Origin of the sequence: uncultured Legionella sp. (genome assembly GCF_937871865.1) — a bacterium.
In the GTDB taxonomy this organism is placed as follows: domain Bacteria; phylum Pseudomonadota; class Gammaproteobacteria; order Legionellales; family Legionellaceae; genus Legionella.
The window spans coordinates 1-16,899 of record NZ_CALMPD010000241.1 but is presented as its reverse complement, the minus strand read 5'-3'; the positions used below and the strand labels follow the sequence as shown (position 1 = coordinate 16,899).

Below are 16,899 nucleotides of genomic sequence, written 5' to 3'. Positions count from 1 at the left end.
ACTACAACAACCATAATCTCAATTAAAGAGAAACCTTTTTGCCTATTCATTTTTTTTCCTTTTAAAACCAGGCTCTGTTGGCATTTCAGTCTAAAATCCCGACACATCATAGGTGATTCATGACATCGGTAGATTAGGCATGAAAGATCAACAGACTCTATAAAACCTATTATAAATTATAACATGCTTATGATGGTCTAATTAGAGTGATTAGGCAACTAATTGTTCCATTGAAAATATAGGGAGTAAGGTTGCCAATACAATAAATAATACAACCGCTCCCATAAATAAAATAACCAGTGGTTCTAATAAGGTTAATGAAGTGTCTATTAATCGTTTTACCTCATTATCAAGATGACTTGCGGCGCGCTCCATCATACTGGATAGTTGGCCACTTTTTTCTCCACTGGCAATCAAATGAATGGCCATAGGACTAATATATCGTGTTTCTTTGAGTGCTTCACTAATGCCACTGCCTTCACGTACTCTTAGTGTTGCAGTATCAAAAGCTTGTCGCATGACCAGATTGGTTACCAGACTTGCCGAAACGCGCATAGTTTCCAGTACGCTGACGCCAGCTGCGAACAATATCCCGAACGTATGAATGTATCGAGCCACGTTAATTGTTTTAACCAGATAGGAAACTATGGGGAGCTTAAGTAAAAAACGGTGCCACAGAGTTTTGATTTTTATATTCTTTAAGCTTCGTTTAAATCCGGCAAACAAGAGTATCAGAGCACCTACTGTATAGAGTCCATAAGACTTTATAAAATCACTGATATTAATCAGCAGCTCTGTCATTCCGGGCAAGGTTTGGCCACTACTCGTAAATACCTCGATTATTTTGGGAACCACAAATGTAAGCAGGAAACTGATTATTGCGGTTGAAACTAATATCATGAGTATGGGGTAAATCAATGCTTGTTGCACTTTTTGGCGCGTTTGTTGTTGATTCTCAGTGTAATCAGCCAATTTCTCTAGAACCAGATCCAGTCTGCCAGTCTGCTCACCAGAACCCACTGTAGCTCGATAAAGCTCTGGGAAGGCATTAGGGTAATGAGACATTGCCTGAGCTAATCCATAGCCTTCAAGTACCTTTGCGCGTATTCCTATGATGAGTTCCCTTACTTTATCTTTTTCTGTTTGCTCACTTACACCACGTAATGACTCTTCAACAGGAATACCTGCCGCAAGAAGAGTGGCTAACTGTCGTGTCATAAGGGATAGATCTGCAGCAGATATTTTACCCTTTGTATTACCACCCGTGCGTTGTTGGGTGAGTGTTTGAACATTGGTGGGAATTAAGCCTTTTTCTCTTAATAATTGACGTGCGTGACGTTCAGAATCAGCTTCGATGATCCCTTTACTGGCTCCGCCATTTTTTTTTAGCGCTTGGTATTGGTACGCGCCCATATTAACTTTTATAAAGTAGAAAACTATAGAGTGTAATCTATTGGGATTAATAAGTCACTTAAGGTAAACTATATTCGGACTATCCTGGAGACTAAAAGATGAGTAAAAATGTAGTACTTGAGGCAATTAAGGAACATGATGCAAAGTTTATCGATCTGAGATTTACCGATATACGTGGTAAAGAACAGCATATTACTATTCCAGTGTCGGCAGTTGATGATGACTTTATTGAAAACGGAAAAATGATTGACGGATCCTCATTCAAGGGATGGCAAAAAATTCATCAGTCTGATTTAGCGCTTATGCCTGATTTAGATACTATCCAACTCGACCCATTTTTTCAGGATAACACTCTCTTTATACGATGTAATGTTGTAGACCCGCAGACCATGCTAGGCTATGATCGTTGCCCACGCTCCATTGCTCAACGCGCTGAAGCTTATTTGCAATCTACTGGACTTGCGGATGTAGTGAATGTTGGACCAGAACCTGAATTTTTCCTTTTTGACAACGTTCGCTGGGAAACCAATATCAGTGGCTCCTTTTACTTTATTGATTCGGATGAAGCCCAATGGAATTCTGGTAAAGAGATGGAAGGTGGGAATATTGGCCATAGACCCCCATTGAAAGGTGGTTATTTTCCTGTTCCTCCTGTTGATTCATCACATGATATTCGCTCTGCAATCTGCTTAACCCTGGAATCATTAGGAACTGTTGTTGAAGCGCATCATCATGAGGTTGCGACTGCAAATCAGTGTGAAGTTGCTACACGATTCAACTCACTAACTCTTAAAGCAGATGAAATACAAATTTTGAAATATGTTATTCATAATGTGGCTCATAATTATGGTAAAACAGCTACATTCATGCCTAAACCTTTAGTGGGCGATAATGGAAGTGGCATGCATTGTCATCAATCTTTATCTAAAGACGGTGTTAATTTATTTTCTGGTGACCAATATGCCGGATTATCTGAAACCGCCTTATATTACATCGGTGGAATAATCAAACATGCTCGTGCTCTGAATGCATTCACCAATCCTTCTACAAATAGTTACAAGCGCCTTGTTCCAGGATTTGAAGCACCTGTATTGTTGGCTTATTCAGCCAGAAATCGTTCTGCTGCAATACGCATACCTCATGTAAATAACCCAAAGGCACGCCGAATTGAAGTACGTTTTCCTGATCCAACAGCTAACCCATATCTGGCATTCGCGGCGATGATGATGGCTGGTCTTGATGGTATCCAGAAGAAAATTCATCCAGGCCAACCGATGGATAAAGATCTTTATGATTTGCCTCCTGAAGAACTTGTTGATGTACCGACTGTTTGTTCTTCTCTGGAACAAGCTATGGAACACTTAAGAGATGATCATGAGTTTTTATTGCATGGTGATGTCTTTAGTCGAGACTTTATTAACAACTACATCAAGATGAAAGAAGAAGAGATAACTAGAATCCAAAGTCTGACTCATCCTTATGAATTCGAGTTATATTATAGTCTCTAAGGATTCATAATGAAAAAACTGGTACTGGTTGTTTCATGTATGTTTTTATTTTGTGTTTCCTATGCACAAATATTTCAATGGACAGACAGCCAGGGGGTTGTTCATTTCAGTGATCAACCTCATCCAGGAGCAAAGCAATTAAATATTCCTGATTCACAAGGCTATACACCGCCAGCTTCTACAGCCGGTGGTGCTTCTTCTCAGGAAGAACAAAAAACGGAACACCCTTCAAATGATGAGCCGAAATACAGCAAAATTGCAATTATTCAACCTCTTAACGATGCGACCATTCGAAATAATCAGGGATATATTATTGTAGCTGTTGAAATGGAACCTGCTTTAGCCGAGGGAGATGCCTTGCAAATGGTGTTTGACGGTGCGCCATTAGGAGAGCCCCAATCAAATACTTTGTTTCAGCTCAATGGAATTTATAGAGGAACACATACGATGGCTGTTCAAATACTTAACTCTGATGGTGATATTTTGTTAACCAGTGAGAGTATTACAATACATATGCATCGACCTCGGGTTGGCATGGTAAAAGGGGGAAATAAGGGGAGCAACTAAATAATTTCAGAAGTTGTTCTATGAGACGTTATTTTTTAACTTGGCGTTTTGTATCCGGACTGGTAAATTACAGAAGATTTTATACAAGGGTTTCTTTCATGTTTACACTATTATCGCCTGCAAAAAAACTGTTATCTATTTCCACTCCTTATGCTAATGAAGTGACCGAGCCTTTATTTTTAGAGAAGAGTAATGTTCTGGCTAAACTGATGAAATCAAAATCTGTAGGTGAAATAGCGCAGTTAATGGATTTATCCCAAGAACTTGCTGTGCTGAATTATGATAGATACCAGAAGTTTGATATAAAGTCTCCTTCTTATCCTGCTTTGTTGCTATTTCAAGGTGATGTGTACCAAGGGCTTTCAGCAAACAGCTGGAGTCAGGATGATATTGAATTTTCTCAATCGCATTTGCGAATTTTATCTGGTCTTTATGGGCTTTTACGGCCTTTGGATTTAATACAACCTTATAGATTGGAAATGGGGGTTCATCTTGCCAATCCTAAAGGTAATACCCTTTATGATTATTGGAGAGATCCTGTCACTAAAGCGTTGAATGAGCAATTGGCATCAGATCCTAATCCAGTGCTTATTAATCTGGCATCTAATGAATATTTTAAAGCAGTCGATGCTAAAAAAATAAATCACCCAATCGTGACTATTAATTTTTATGAACAGAAAAACAACCAGCTCAAAATGATAGGTATTTATGCCAAAAAGGCTCGCGGTTTAATGGCTAAATATATAATCCAAAATAGAATAGATAGCCTGGAGCAAATAAAAGAGTTCTCTGAATCAGGGTATTTATATAATGAACACTCATCAAAAGAGCACTATCTTGATTTCATCCGAATTCATTCATAATCTTTTGTGGTATTTATGTGGCATTTAACAAGCCGGATCCATAAACTGAATCATTTCCCGTATGGTGATGTAAATTGTTATGTTAAACGTGATGATGAGCTGAGTTGCGGGATCAGTGGATCTAAACTGCGAAAATATTCAAGCTTAATGCCTGCGTTAAAGACTATGGGAGTTGAGCATCTAATCATTATTGCCGGACCACAATCCAATAATTTACTCTCAGCACTGCAAATGGCGAGAGAATTTCAATTAAAGATCACTGTATTTTTAATAAAGCCGCATCATTTAGAGATAAAAGGGAATTTTAAGTTAAGCAGGCTTTTTCTAGAAGAACAGGACATAATCTGGGTTGAACGGAAGGATTGGGAGACTGTAGGTGTGCTTGCAAATACCTATCTTAATCAGCTTGGCGTGCATGGATTCGTGCTTCAAGAGGGAGCTAGTGTTCCTGAAGCGATGGAAGGAGCAATGACTATTGCATCTGATATTGTTCATAATGAACAATCTGCTGGAATTACGTTTCAACACATTTTTGTAGATGCGGGGACCGGTTTTTCTGCAGCAGCACTTGTAAAGGGTTTAAGCGAATCAGGGCATCACGCATTGATCCATATTCTTTTATTAGCAGATGATGAGGAGCAGTTTAAATTGAAGCTAAAACAATGGATAGGGCACATACCTGAAACTGTTGATTGCTTTTATCCTGACACCGGCAAATCTTTTGGCTCCGTCAATAAAACAATACGCCATGAAGTAAGGCGAATGGCATTAGAAGAAGGGATCCTTGCTGATCCCATCTATTCGGCAAAATTATTTTACTCGGCACGAAATTACATAGAAAAAGAACAATTAAAAGGTAATGTCTTAATTATTCATTCCGGCGGCACTCTGACTATGGCTGGATTTGATTGGTAATGCAGGTGCGCATGCTGTTTCGTAGCACGGATTTTATAAAAATCATTATTAATTAATGACTCCCCCTTGAAATTCCTGAATATACCCTTATATGCATATCATACTTATGATAATTGATAATGCCTGACAGGAGATTGGATAATGGGTAGTAAGCAACAAACGATGGGGTTTCAAACTGAAGTAAAGCAAATGCTTCACTTAGTAATACATTCTCTGTATAGCAACAAAGAAATTTTTCTTAGAGAATTAATTTCTAACTCATCTGATGCATTGGATAAGCTGCGATTTTTAGCTTTATCTAACAGTGCTCTTTTTGAAGATGATTCAGATTTAAAAATCACAATTGGAGTTAATGAAAAGCTTAAAACCATTACGATTAGTGATAATGGAATTGGTATGAGCTGGGATGAAGTTGTTGAGAATCTTGGTACTATTGCGAAGTCAGGTACTAAAGAATTCATGAGTCAATTAACTGGTGAAAATGCTAAAGATTCACAGTTGATTGGCCAATTTGGGGTGGGCTTTTACTCCGCATTTATTGTTGCCGATAAAGTGACAGTAAAAACACGTCGTGCAGGTTTAAACGCAGATGAAGGTGTCGTATGGGAATCTACAGGTGATGGTGAATTTACTATTGGTGTAGAAAAGAAAACATCTCGTGGTACAGAAATTACTCTACATTTGAAGGACGATTGCGAAGAGTTTCTCAGTAACTGGCGTATACGCAATATCATCAGCAAGTATTCAGATCATATCTGCTGGCCTATAGAGATGAAAAAAGTGTCTGAGGAAGATGATAAAGAATCTGACGAATTTGAAACGGTAAATAAGGCTACTGCATTATGGACCATGCAAAAATCTGAAATTACTGATGAAGAATATAAAACATTATACAAGCACATTTCTCATGATTATATGGAGCCACTGTCTTGGTCTCATAATCATGTTGAAGGAAAGCATGAATACATTACTTTACTTTATATACCTTCCCATGCACCTTATGATTTATGGCAGCAGGAAGTAAAACATGGTTTAAAATTATATGTTAAACGCGTGTTTATCATGGATGACGCTACTCAATTTTTACCCAGATATTTACGATTTGTTAAAGGTATTGTTGATGCCAGTGATTTACCACTAAATGTTTCTCGTGAAATATTGCAGGATAATAAACAAGTAGAGAGTATCAAAGCTGCTTGCACTAAACGTATATTATCCATGTTAGAAAAAATGAGTACAAACGACAAAGAGTCATATCAAAAATTCTGGAATGAGTTTGGTTTGGTTCTTAAAGAAGGGCCAGTTGAAGATTTTGCCAATAAAGAAGCAATTGCAAAATTGCTACGCTTTTCTTCAACGGTAAGCGGTTCTGAAAAACAAGAGATCACTCTTGACGAGTACGTTAGCAGAATGAAGGAAGGGCAGGATAAGATTTACTACATCACTGCTTCCAGCTATAACGCTGCAAAAAACAGCCCCCATCTTGAAATTTTTAAGAAAAAGGGCATAGAAGTATTATTGCTGAGCGATAAAATCGATGAGTGGTTAGTGGGTTATATGAATGAATTTGCTGGCAAGAAATTGCAATCTATTTCCAAAGGCAAGGTTGAGTTTAATGATGATGAATCTGAAGAACAAATTAAAGAACAGGAAAAAACTCTAGAGCCTGTAATCAATCATATTAAAACCATTTTGAGTGATCGAGTAAAGGATGTTCTGCTTACCAATCGGCTAACTGATTCACCAGCGTGCATTATCGCAGATGAACAGGATATGGGATTAGAAATGCAGCGTATATTACAAGCAGCTGGCCAGCAAGTGCCTGCAAGCAAGCCTGTTTTTGAAATCAATCCGGAACACGCTTTAATCAAGCGATTACATGATATTCAGGATGATAGTCAGTTTGAATTATGGGTGGTCATGTTGTTTGAACAGGCAGTGTTAGCAGAAGGCGGGCAGTTAGATAACCCTGCTGATTTTGTGAATAGAGTTAACAAATTGTTAGCCGCATCCTAAACAGATGTGATAATGTATTAAAGCAACCTCCGGGTTGCTTTTTTTTATTTGGCATTTGTAATGCATTCGCCTCTATGTATTGAACGTCCTCTAATATGTCTGGACATATATTAGTAGGAAATTCCCCTGACTGCAGTTGATGCCAGGTTCTGTGAACCAAATATTAATTCGTTGTAAATAAGTCGTTGTTGCGAACGATGTGAAGCAATCTAGTTCAGGATTTTAGCGAAGCATCACTCGAGATTGCTTCGCTAACGCTCGCAATGACAGGTTTTTATGTGATAAACAAAAGTTGTTCATCGAATCTAGATTCTTGGAGACAAAAAAAAAGGCTCGATTCTCGAGCCTTTAAGGTTTCCCTTATTCGTCTGTTAAGCGAAAATATTTGGTTCCGAAATATCTTTGTAATTTCTTTCGAATGGTACCGCGGCTAATTCCTAACATCTTAGCTGCTTGTAGTTGGTTTCCACGACGCTTTTCCATAACAGCTTGTAGTAATGGAGGTTCAACTTCAGACAATATCATGTCATAAAGATCATCAATCGATTTGGTTTTATTCTCAGCAAGAAAGCGGGTGACCAAACTGTATACTAAATCTTGTAATCCTTGCTCTTGTTTGGTGCTTTGAGCCGTCGTTTGTGTTTCAATGACATTCATCTTAACTTCCTTATTATTAATTAAATCATACAGTCCAATTGCTTGCACGTGTAAATGAAAGCAAAATTAATTGTACATGAAGGTTAATTGATTATCTAGATTTTCACAGTAAAACTATGCATTTTTTTCGGGCAATTCATTCTCTATTAGTTCAAATAGGGTGCAGTCAGACTTATTGGAGGACAATGATTCTTTAAGAGTGGAAAGTTGATTTATCATTTTCTCCGGTTGTCTCTTATCTTGGCGAAAATCTGAAATATATCGATATAATTCAACAGCATTACAATCATATTGTAAGAACTCAGGAACCATCATTTTATTAACTAGAAGGTTGCATAAACCCAGGAATCTGACTTTGAGTAATAGCATTGCCATATGGTAGGTTATGAAGGAGGATTTGTAGATGATGCACATCGGCTTTTCGAGAAGTGCGCATTCTAGTGACGCAGTTCCTGACGCAACAATGACAAAGTTAGCTGCGGACATACATTCAATAGCTTTTCCTTTTATAAAGGTAACTGGTATATTTAATCTTGAAAAATAAGTACTTATTTTTTCTGGGTTAATAGTTCCAGCCACCGGAATTACAAAATGAATACTGGGATCTTTTTGATGCATTAATTTTGCAGTGTCTCTGAGAACCGGCATATGACGTTCAATTTCATGGGAGCGACTGCCAGGAAGAAGGGCAAAAATTTCCTTATCCAAAGGTAATTGCAGCGCTGTTCTACTGGATTGCATATCGGCATTTTGCGACATTTTCTCTACGAGAGGGTGGCCAACAAAGTTGACTGGCACTCCCGCTTTTTCATAAATCGATTTTTCAAAAGGCAAAATTACGGCCATTCTATCAATACATTCTTTGATTGTATGAATGCGATTTGCTTTCCAGGCCCAAATTTGCGGGCTGATGTAATAAATTATTTTAAGGCCTAATTCCTTTTTTGCGTACTTGGCTAATCTTAAATTAAATCCGGGATAATCAACCAGTATTAATAAATCAGGTTTTTGTGTTTCAAGATGTTTTTTAATGGTATTAAAAGCTTTTCTGATTATGTTTAAATAACGAACAACCTCGGTAAATCCCGTGACTCCATAACGAGCCAGATCTGATATCAGTTCAGCCCCCGCTTCTTGCATGTGTTTGCCGCCAATTCCGCTGACGCGCATAGCAGGATAAGATGCTTTTAGCTGTTTAATCAGGGCTGAGGCATGAATGTCTCCTGATTCCTCTCCTGCTATGATGACAATATGTTTAGCTTTCTGCATAACGTTCAGTAAGATTACTGTGAATTAGCGTCGTTATTTGTTCGGCTGTCTCAAGAGCGTATCGTCCATCTTCTCCTGTGACCAGGGGCGTTGTGTCGTGTTCAATACAGTTCAGAAAAGCTTTAATTTCTTCTAATAAGGCATCACCTTTTTCGAACTCCTGGGCAACACTGGTAATATCAGGTATTCCAGGAAACATTTCGCCATCACCTTTTTGAAATACTGCAAATTGTTTTTTGTGGTAATCAATGGAAATATAAGAGTTATGTTGAAAAATTCGCGTTTTCCGTTCGGTTTTAAAGCTGATGCGGCTGGCAGTTACATTGGCAACACAATGATTTGCAAAGGTTATTCTGGCGTTGGCTATATCTATTGCTCTCGTTAATACTGGCGTTCCTTGCGCAACTATAGAGGTGATCGGGCTTTTTACCATATTTTGAATAATATCAATGTCATGAATCATTACATCAAGTATGACGTTTACATCTGTCCCTCGGGGATTAAAGGGAGCCAGGCGCTCTGATTCTATAAATAAAGGGGTTTCCAGATATGGATCCACTGCAAGACGGGCGGAATTAAACCGTTCCAGATGCCCAACTTGTAATTTGGCATTATGCTTTTTAGCGAGTTGTATTAATTCTTCCGCCTGCTCTAGAGTTTCTGTAATTGGCTTTTCTATTAATACGTGTATACCTTGTTGTAAACACGCTTTTGCAATTTCAAAATGTTTGTTTGTGGTGGCGGCAATATTTACTGCATCAACTTTACCAAACAAATCATGGTAGTCAAAAAATGGAGTAACATTTAGTTCTTGAGCTACTGCATTACATACATCCGGATTATGATCACAAACACCAACTAATTCAGCATTTGGAATTAATTGATATTTTTGTGCATGAAATCGACCAAGATAGCCGACACCAATTACTGCGCATCGAATTTTACTCATTGAGAATCATTTGCTAATTATTTGTACGCATGATCGCATTTCTTAGGTGATAAATCAATTTTATCGATGTATTATCTTCATCTTACTTTTAGCAGAGAGCAATACAGTGGATTTTGAGAACGCAATAGTGATAGCAGGGGTGGATGAAGTAGGGCGTGGCCCATTGGCTGGAGCAGTAATTACTGCCGCAGTAATTTTAAAAGAACCAATTGAAGGGTTAGCTGACTCAAAAAAACTGAGTGAGAAGAAACGAAAAAAATTGTCGTTACAAATTCAGGAACAAGCTTTGGCTTTTGCTTATGGGCGAGCTGAAGTTGAAGAAATAGATGAACTGAATATTCATCATGCTACTTTATTAGCGATGCAACGCGCGGTAGAAGCCTTGTCTATTCAACCTGAGGCTGTCTGGGTTGATGGAATTCATATTCCTAAAATAAATATGCCGTGCAAAGCTATTGTACAGGGAGACAGTTTGATTCCGGCAATAAGTGCTGCTTCTATCTTGGCTAAGGTCTTACGTGACGAAGAAATGGAGGCGCTTGATAAAATATATCCTGGATACGGATTCGCAGGCCATAAGGGATATCCCACAGTTGCGCACAGAGAAGCATTGGCACGCTTAGGTCCTTGTATTATTCATCGACGAAGTTACGCTCCTGTTGCTGCATTGCTTTGATATATATTATTTCTTCACTATCAGCATAAAGTTTGGTAGCAACTAAAAACTCAGGGCAGTTGCTACAATTCACATCAGGAACTACATATCAATGAGGCAACGGTGCTATTCTGTTGCGAATATCGGTTTGTGATAGCTGAGCAAGGAGCTTATACTTTTAATTCACACTGTTAAATAAAATCCGATGTGAACTGATTGACATTAATACTCCAAAACAGGCTAAAAACGTCACCATGGCTGTTCCTCCATAGCTGACCAGCGGAAGAGGAATCCCGACTACTGGAATAATACCCATGACCATGCCGATGTTAACAAAGCCGGATAAAAAGAAGGACATAGCCAGACTGGCAGCAAGCAATCTTGTGAATGTCGTTTGGGCATTGCTTGCAATATTCAAACCTCTAAGAGAAATCAACACAATGAGTGCAATAATTGCAAACCCTCCCGCAAATCCAAACTCTTCTCCACTGACGGCAAAAATAAAATCTGTGGCATGTTCGGGCAAAAAGTTCAAATGTGATTGGCTACCTTCCAGCCAGCCTTTGCCCATAAGGCCACCTGAACCAATAGCAATTTTAGATTGGATGATGTGATAGCCTGCACCAAGAGGATCTTGTTCCGGATCAAGAAGTGTATACACTCGTTGTTTTTGATAGTCATGCATTACATGCCAGACAACAGGCACCGCTAATCCCATAAGTATCACAAGCAATAAAATGAATTTAAACCGAATTCCAGCGAGAAAAATAACACATAATCCGGCTGAACTTACCATAATCGCTGTACCTAAATCAGGTTGTTTCGCGATTAACAAAGCTGGAATAAATATGATTATTGCCGCTATTGAGATTGCTCTGATGCTGCCGGGATGAGCTTGCCGATCAAAATACCACGCGGTCATCATGGGTACAGCAAGTTTCATGATTTCAGATGGTTGGAAACGGAACAATCCCAATTCAAGCCAACGCTGAGCCCCTTTACCAATTTTACCCATCAGCATTACTGCAACCAGTAAACCAAGACCTACGCCATAAATCCAGGGGGTCCATATTTTATATTTATGTGGGGGAACAAATCCCAGAGCCAGCATAATCATGGTTGCAATTATCAGCCTCATAGACTGACGAAGAATCATGCTTATATTTGCATTTGATGCACTGTATAAAATTAAAAGCCCTAATGATATTAAAGTGAGCAATAAACCTAACAGGGGAAAGTCCATGTGCAGGGCTTTTGCTGTAAATCGATATACGGGTTTAGAATGATGTCTGTTCATGGATTCTCTTTTTTAAGAGGGTATATTTGGTAATAAGCATCCAGGACTTTACGAGCTACTATTGATGCAATGACATCATTTTCTACTACTACGGCAATAGCTATGTCCGGTTTTTCTACGGGAGTAAAGGCTATAAATAATGAATTATCACGAAGTGCTTCAGGGATGTCTTCATATTTTGCTTTTTCGTACTGTCGCCCACTAAATACTTGTGCTGTCCCTGTCTTACCGGCTACAGGGTAAGGAGGATTTCTTCCAAATCGAGCTCCTGTACCTTCATTACTAGTTAATACGTTATGCATGGCTTCAGCGACTACATTCCAATTTGATTCATCCTTAAGATATACCGGGTATTCTTCAACAGGCTTATATTCATCTACTTCACCAGTATCGCTATTTACTGTTTTAGTGAGTAAATGTGGTTTAAATCGTTGTCCATGTTGTGCCAGAGATGCTGTTGCATTGGCCATTTGTAATGGAGTTGCCAGCATAAAACCTTGACCTATTGATGTGATTACGGTGTCTCCTGGATACCACGATACACCCTTCACCTGTTTTTTCCAGCGTGCGCTTGGAATGATTCCATTTGCTTCTTCATGGAGATCGATGTGTGTTAATTGCCCTAGTCCAAATTTGACCAGCATGTCTTCAATGTTGGATATACCCATCCTATGACCTAGATGATAAAAATAAGTATCACAGGATACAGTAATGGCTCGTTTGAAATTCATAGCACCATGCCCTGTTTTTTTCCAATCTCTGTAGATATGGCTGGCTGTTGGTAATTTAAATTTACCATGATCCCATATTTCCGATGTGGGAGTGACAAATCCTTTATCCAGACCAGCCAAACCAACAAAAGGTTTGATTGTCGATGCAGGAGGATATACTCCTCTGACCGCTCTGTTAAAAAGAGGTCTTTGAAGGGCGTTAGATAAAATTTTATAATCTTTTGTGCTGACTCCGCCAACAAAAATATTGGGGTCAAAGCTTGGGGAACTTACCATGGCTAATATTTCGCCGTTATGGGAATTAATAACGACTACTGCTCCTCTCTTGTCTTTCAGTGCGTTGTAAGCCGCTTCCTGTAGTCTGACATCAAGACTTAAGTAGAGTTTAGCTCCTGAATGAGGGTTTACTTTATTGATTACTCGCAACGTACGGCCGCTAACATCTGTTTCTGTCATCTGGTAGCCTACTTTACCGTGCAGAATGTCTTCATAGTACTTTTCAATACCAGACTTCCCTATAAAATTTGTAGCGCGATAATTTGTAGGATCAACCTTTTTTAATTCATCAATGTTTATTCTTCCTACATATCCCAGGGCATGAGCGGTGATTGCACCCAAGGGATAATGGCGCATTAATCGTGCTTTGATGCTTACCCCTTTAAATTGATATTGATTGATTGCAAAAGTTGCTACTTCTTCCTGGTTTAATTTCAGCTTTATAGGAACAGGTACAAACGAGCGATTTTGCGCTTTGGCTCGATTAAAGGTTTCTATATCATCATCGGTTATCGATGGAAGTAATTCGCGAAGTCTGGCTAGAGTTTCCTTCATATTTTTTACATGCTCAGGAACGATCTCCAGTACATAAACAGGAACGTTCTCTGCGAGCAGTACCCCATTTCTATCGAGGATTACACCGCGTGGTGGTGCAATAGGAATAATGCTCATCTGATTTTTTAAAGACAGGGTTTGATATCTTTTGAATTCGGATATCTGTAGATAAGCTAATCTTAAAATCAGAATTAATGATAGAATAATTAGCATTGCTACTAATAAATTAAGCCTGAGACGTTGATTTTGTGATTCTGCTCGATAATTTTTGAATGATTGATTCAGGGGCATCGCATACAGTAAAGTTTAGTACAAACCAAAGGGTAGATAGTAACTTAAAATGGTTTGATTTACCAATAATTATGCACTCTGACAAGAAACATTAAGGGAAGTAAAAGACGCAATTTATCTGAAATAAATTATTTATGGTAAGGATGATTATTTATAATAGACCACGCTCGGTATAACGTTTCTAGCAAGATGATCCTGACTAATGGGTGAGGGAGGGTAAGCTTTGATAAGGACCATCGTTCATCACAAAGATTAAGTATGTCACTTGATAATCCCTCTGGTCCCCCGATTATAAGACAAAAATGACTGGAAATTTGTTGTAATTGCGTGATTTTACTGGCCAGTTCTTCGCTACTAAAGGTTTTTCCTTCAATATCCATAGCAATCAATCGAGCACCATTGGGAAGCGCTTCTTTAATCAATGCTGATTCTTTCTCCATAATGCGAGTCAGATCAGAGGACTTACCTCGACTGATTAATGGAAGCTCAATAATTTTAAGTTGAATTCCGTCTTTAAATCGTTTGAGGTACTCATTAGAACCTGTTACAACCCAATCGGGCATTTTATTGCCAAGCGTAATTATTGTAATTTTTAGCATAATAATAAATCAGGAATTAGATCGCTCTTCCCACAATCCTTCCAGATTATAAAATTGACGGCTTTCTGGCTGCATGACATGAACGATAAAATCGCCAAAATCAATAAGAGCCCAGTCACCGCTTTCCAGGCCAGTGCAGCTGATTGATGGTAATCCAGCCTTTTTCATATCTTCCATTACTTTTTGCGCAACGGCTTTTACATGTCGAGACGCGCGGCCAGATGCTATGACCATGTAGTCAGTAATGGTTGTTTGTTTTCGTACATCGATCACTTTGACATCAATAGCCTGAATGTCTTCAAGTGATTTTAATAATGTGTTTAACATAGGATTTTGGTCAGACATAAGTGAGTCAATCTTCTATCAAAAAGCACCGAATGATAACAGCAATTGGTTTGTATAAAAAGGGTTAATCATCATTATTCTGTCATCTGAATATGAGTTAACAGGAATTTAATCACAGCAAAGAGCACCAAACAACCGAAGGTAGCGACAAAAAGAATACCTAGTTGTTGAATAAACGCTGTTGAATAAAGAGCTCTTAATACGGCTATATTGGTCTCTCCTGGAGGAATCGCTGTTAATGATGCTAATTTACCAGACAAGAATCCACCTATCCCCAAGGATACAAAAAATATCCCAATCATAGTACTTACTTTATTTTTATCTGCAAGAACTGTAATTGCTGATAAGCCAACTGGAGAAAGGAATAATTCCGCTAGTGAAATCATTAAATAAGCGGGGATAATAAGCAGGGGAGATAATAAAACAGATTTATCACCAAAGGTGCTGGCGGCTGCAATGATGGAATAAGCAATAGTGATGAATAACATGGCTAATACAAATTTTTTCCCAGTACTAAGTCCACGCTCAATCAAGTTAAGATGATGATGCTTTTTCGCTAAAAAGTAGCCAATAATCAACATACCAATGCTTTGCACTGTAATGTAATAAGGTGGTGGAAATTGAATACCCCATAAAGTTGGTTGAACAACCCGGGAAATAAAAAGGGTTAATGACATGAACATTTGAAAATAGAATGCCCAGAACATTATCGAGATAATGCATAACAGACCAATAACCAGTGTTTGTCGGGCTTGATTGGTGTCTTCACGATTCACCGAATATAAAATATAACTGGCCGAAAAAAGAACCACAAGACCAAACATAGCATTGGCTAGTTTGGGATAGCTCAGTATATAGAACGATAAAGCCCAAAGTCCTGCTAATAAAACAACAGCAAGAGACACGTTTTTAAATTCAAAAACAAAAGGGTTGTAGTCTTTTATTTTATATTGATGTATTCCATACCAGAACACCATAAAGGCAATAACCATTCCAATTGCTGCGCTTATAAACGAACCAGACCAACCGAATAGCTCGTTAAGTTGGCTAGGCAAGGTGGTACCCAAAATGATACCCGAAGTAATGCCCATGTAAAAAATAGTAAAACCGCTCTCTCTGCGTGGCGAGCCAACGGGATATGCGTTACCTAATAACGAGGATATATTCGGTTTTAATAAGCCAGTTCCTACTGCAATGCCCGCTAATGATGAGGTCAGTGCCAGATTACTATCAAGCAAAGACAAAAGGCAATAACTGAGAAACAGAATCAATGCACCTAATAGCGTTGCTCTTTTCTGACCTATCAATTTATCTGCTATCCATCCACCGACCAAAGGCGACAGATAAGTCAGCGCTGTAAATGAGCCGACTAATGCATAAATTTGTTTGTCGTTCCATTGAAAATGGAATGCAAGATATAACGCAAGTAATGATTGTACTACATAAAATCCATATCGTTCCCACATTTCTGTAGCAAAAAAAACTCGCAGGGATTTAGGATGTTTGTCGGGATGATCTAACACGATTCGCACTTATAAATTTCATTTGCAACGAAGTATATCATATAGACTCCTCTCTACCTATTAACTAAACATCGAACGAATAATTTCTTCATGAAATGTTTGGGTCTATGACAAACAAAACAAGCTCATATCAATTTGTTGCAGGCTTATATCTGCGTTTAACTAGCTGGTTTTTAACCTCTTTTGGCAAGAGAGATACAACTAAGTAATTTTACTTCTATAGTTCATTCCCGGAGTAAGTGCTCTGGTGTATGATGTTTCTTATTTTGATAGCAATGGAGAATTCTTGATGAGTGATAGCAAGAATAATAGAGTGATTACTGCAAATAACGGTACGGAAATACAATCTAAAAATTGGTTAACTGAAGCTGCTTTGCGGATGCTCTGTAATAATCTGGATCCTGATGTTGCAGAAGCACCGGATTCATTAATTGTTTACGGCGGGCTGGGTAAGGCTGCAAGAAATTGGG

At 38.5% G+C, this 16,899-nt stretch carries 16 protein-coding genes and 1 pseudogene; 7 read left to right on the top strand and 10 right to left on the bottom strand.

All coding sequences use genetic code 11. The annotated features are described in order from the left end of the window. Together Q0495_RS16850 and lspF are read right to left on the bottom strand one after the other, a co-directional pair. Window positions 1–50, bottom strand: a 50-nt coding sequence (locus Q0495_RS16850; RefSeq protein ID WP_367274422.1) for a prepilin-type N-terminal cleavage/methylation domain-containing protein, incomplete at its 3' end; no start/stop codon positions are given. 160 nt (window positions 51–210) lie between these two features. Next, window positions 211–1,413 (bottom strand): GspF family T2SS innner membrane protein variant LspF, encoded by a 1,203-nt coding sequence (gene lspF / locus Q0495_RS12730; RefSeq protein ID WP_298626939.1) that lies wholly within the window; start codon window positions 1,411–1,413, stop codon window positions 211–213. Between the two features lie 98 nt (window positions 1,414–1,511). Here lspF and glnA point away from each other — a divergent pair, with 98 nt between their 5' ends. The 5 genes from glnA to htpG all read left to right on the top strand — a co-directional run bounded on the left by glnA (window position 1,512) and on the right by htpG (window position 7,282). Continuing rightward, window positions 1,512–2,921 (top strand): glutamate--ammonia ligase, encoded by a 1,410-nt coding sequence (gene glnA / locus Q0495_RS12725; protein WP_298626937.1) that lies wholly within the window; start codon window positions 1,512–1,514, stop codon window positions 2,919–2,921. A gap of 9 nt (window positions 2,922–2,930) precedes the next feature. After that, the gene (locus Q0495_RS12720; RefSeq protein WP_298626936.1) at window positions 2,931–3,488 is read left to right on the top strand and encodes a DUF4124 domain-containing protein; all 558 of its coding nucleotides are present in this window, start codon (window positions 2,931–2,933) and stop codon (window positions 3,486–3,488) included. Between the two features lie 98 nt (window positions 3,489–3,586). Continuing rightward, window positions 3,587–4,351, top strand: a complete 765-nt coding sequence (gene yaaA, locus Q0495_RS12715) for a peroxide stress protein YaaA (RefSeq protein WP_298626934.1) — start codon at window positions 3,587–3,589, stop codon at window positions 4,349–4,351. 15 nt (window positions 4,352–4,366) lie between these two features. After that, complete coding sequence (locus Q0495_RS12710; protein ID WP_298626932.1) at window positions 4,367–5,266, top strand: pyridoxal-phosphate dependent enzyme; 900 nt, start codon at window positions 4,367–4,369, stop codon at window positions 5,264–5,266. A gap of 141 nt (window positions 5,267–5,407) precedes the next feature. Continuing rightward, window positions 5,408–7,282 carry a molecular chaperone HtpG gene (gene htpG / locus Q0495_RS12705; RefSeq protein ID WP_298626930.1) on the top strand — a complete coding sequence of 625 codons (1,875 nt, stop codon included), beginning with the start codon at window positions 5,408–5,410 and terminating at the stop codon, window positions 7,280–7,282. A gap of 360 nt (window positions 7,283–7,642) precedes the next feature. Here the strand turns inward: htpG and Q0495_RS12700 are convergent, their stop codons facing one another. The 3 genes from Q0495_RS12700 to Q0495_RS12690 all read right to left on the bottom strand — a co-directional run bounded on the left by Q0495_RS12700 (window position 7,643) and on the right by Q0495_RS12690 (window position 10,157). Then, complete coding sequence (locus Q0495_RS12700; RefSeq protein WP_298626928.1) at window positions 7,643–7,939, bottom strand: helix-turn-helix domain-containing protein; 297 nt, start codon at window positions 7,937–7,939, stop codon at window positions 7,643–7,645. A gap of 114 nt (window positions 7,940–8,053) precedes the next feature. Then, window positions 8,054–9,208, bottom strand: a complete 1,155-nt coding sequence (lpxB, locus tag Q0495_RS12695) for a lipid-A-disaccharide synthase (RefSeq protein ID WP_298626926.1) — start codon at window positions 9,206–9,208, stop codon at window positions 8,054–8,056. Next, entirely contained in the window at window positions 9,195–10,157 is a 963-nt protein-coding gene (locus Q0495_RS12690) for a Gfo/Idh/MocA family oxidoreductase (RefSeq protein WP_298626924.1), read from the bottom strand. The genes lpxB and Q0495_RS12690 overlap by 14 nt, the downstream gene beginning before the upstream one ends. 124 nt (window positions 10,158–10,281) lie before the next feature. Between Q0495_RS12690 and rnhB the strand changes: the two genes are divergently transcribed. Next, a complete protein-coding gene (gene rnhB / locus Q0495_RS12685) occupies window positions 10,282–10,833 on the top strand; it encodes a ribonuclease HII (protein ID WP_367274421.1) in 552 nt (183 codons plus the stop codon). 157 nt (window positions 10,834–10,990) lie between these two features. On the opposite strand, the gene rodA is transcribed toward rnhB, so the two are convergent. From rodA to Q0495_RS12660, 5 genes are all read right to left on the bottom strand, one after another. Beyond that, on the bottom strand, window positions 10,991–12,109 hold the full coding sequence (gene rodA / locus Q0495_RS12680; RefSeq protein WP_298626920.1) for a rod shape-determining protein RodA: 1,119 nt from the start codon (window positions 12,107–12,109) through the stop codon (window positions 10,991–10,993). Then, a complete protein-coding gene (gene mrdA / locus Q0495_RS12675; protein ID WP_298626918.1) occupies window positions 12,106–13,962 on the bottom strand; it encodes a penicillin-binding protein 2 in 1,857 nt (618 codons plus the stop codon). The genes rodA and mrdA overlap by 4 nt, the downstream gene beginning before the upstream one ends. Window positions 13,963–14,090: 128 nt before the next feature. Further along, window positions 14,091–14,561 carry a 23S rRNA (pseudouridine(1915)-N(3))-methyltransferase RlmH gene (rlmH, locus tag Q0495_RS12670; RefSeq protein WP_298626916.1) on the bottom strand — a complete coding sequence of 157 codons (471 nt, stop codon included), beginning with the start codon at window positions 14,559–14,561 and terminating at the stop codon, window positions 14,091–14,093. A gap of 9 nt (window positions 14,562–14,570) precedes the next feature. Further along, the gene (rsfS, locus tag Q0495_RS12665) at window positions 14,571–14,906 is read right to left on the bottom strand and encodes a ribosome silencing factor (RefSeq protein ID WP_298626914.1); all 336 of its coding nucleotides are present in this window, start codon (window positions 14,904–14,906) and stop codon (window positions 14,571–14,573) included. 74 nt (window positions 14,907–14,980) lie between these two features. Beyond that, window positions 14,981–16,429: a peptide MFS transporter gene (locus tag Q0495_RS12660; protein ID WP_298626941.1), complete on the bottom strand. Its 1,449-nt coding sequence runs from the start codon at window positions 16,427–16,429 to the stop codon at window positions 14,981–14,983. 289 nt (window positions 16,430–16,718) lie between these two features. Here Q0495_RS12660 and Q0495_RS12655 point away from each other — a divergent pair. Continuing rightward, window positions 16,719–16,899 (top strand): annotated as a pseudogene (locus Q0495_RS12655) (urocanate hydratase); the annotation flags it as partial.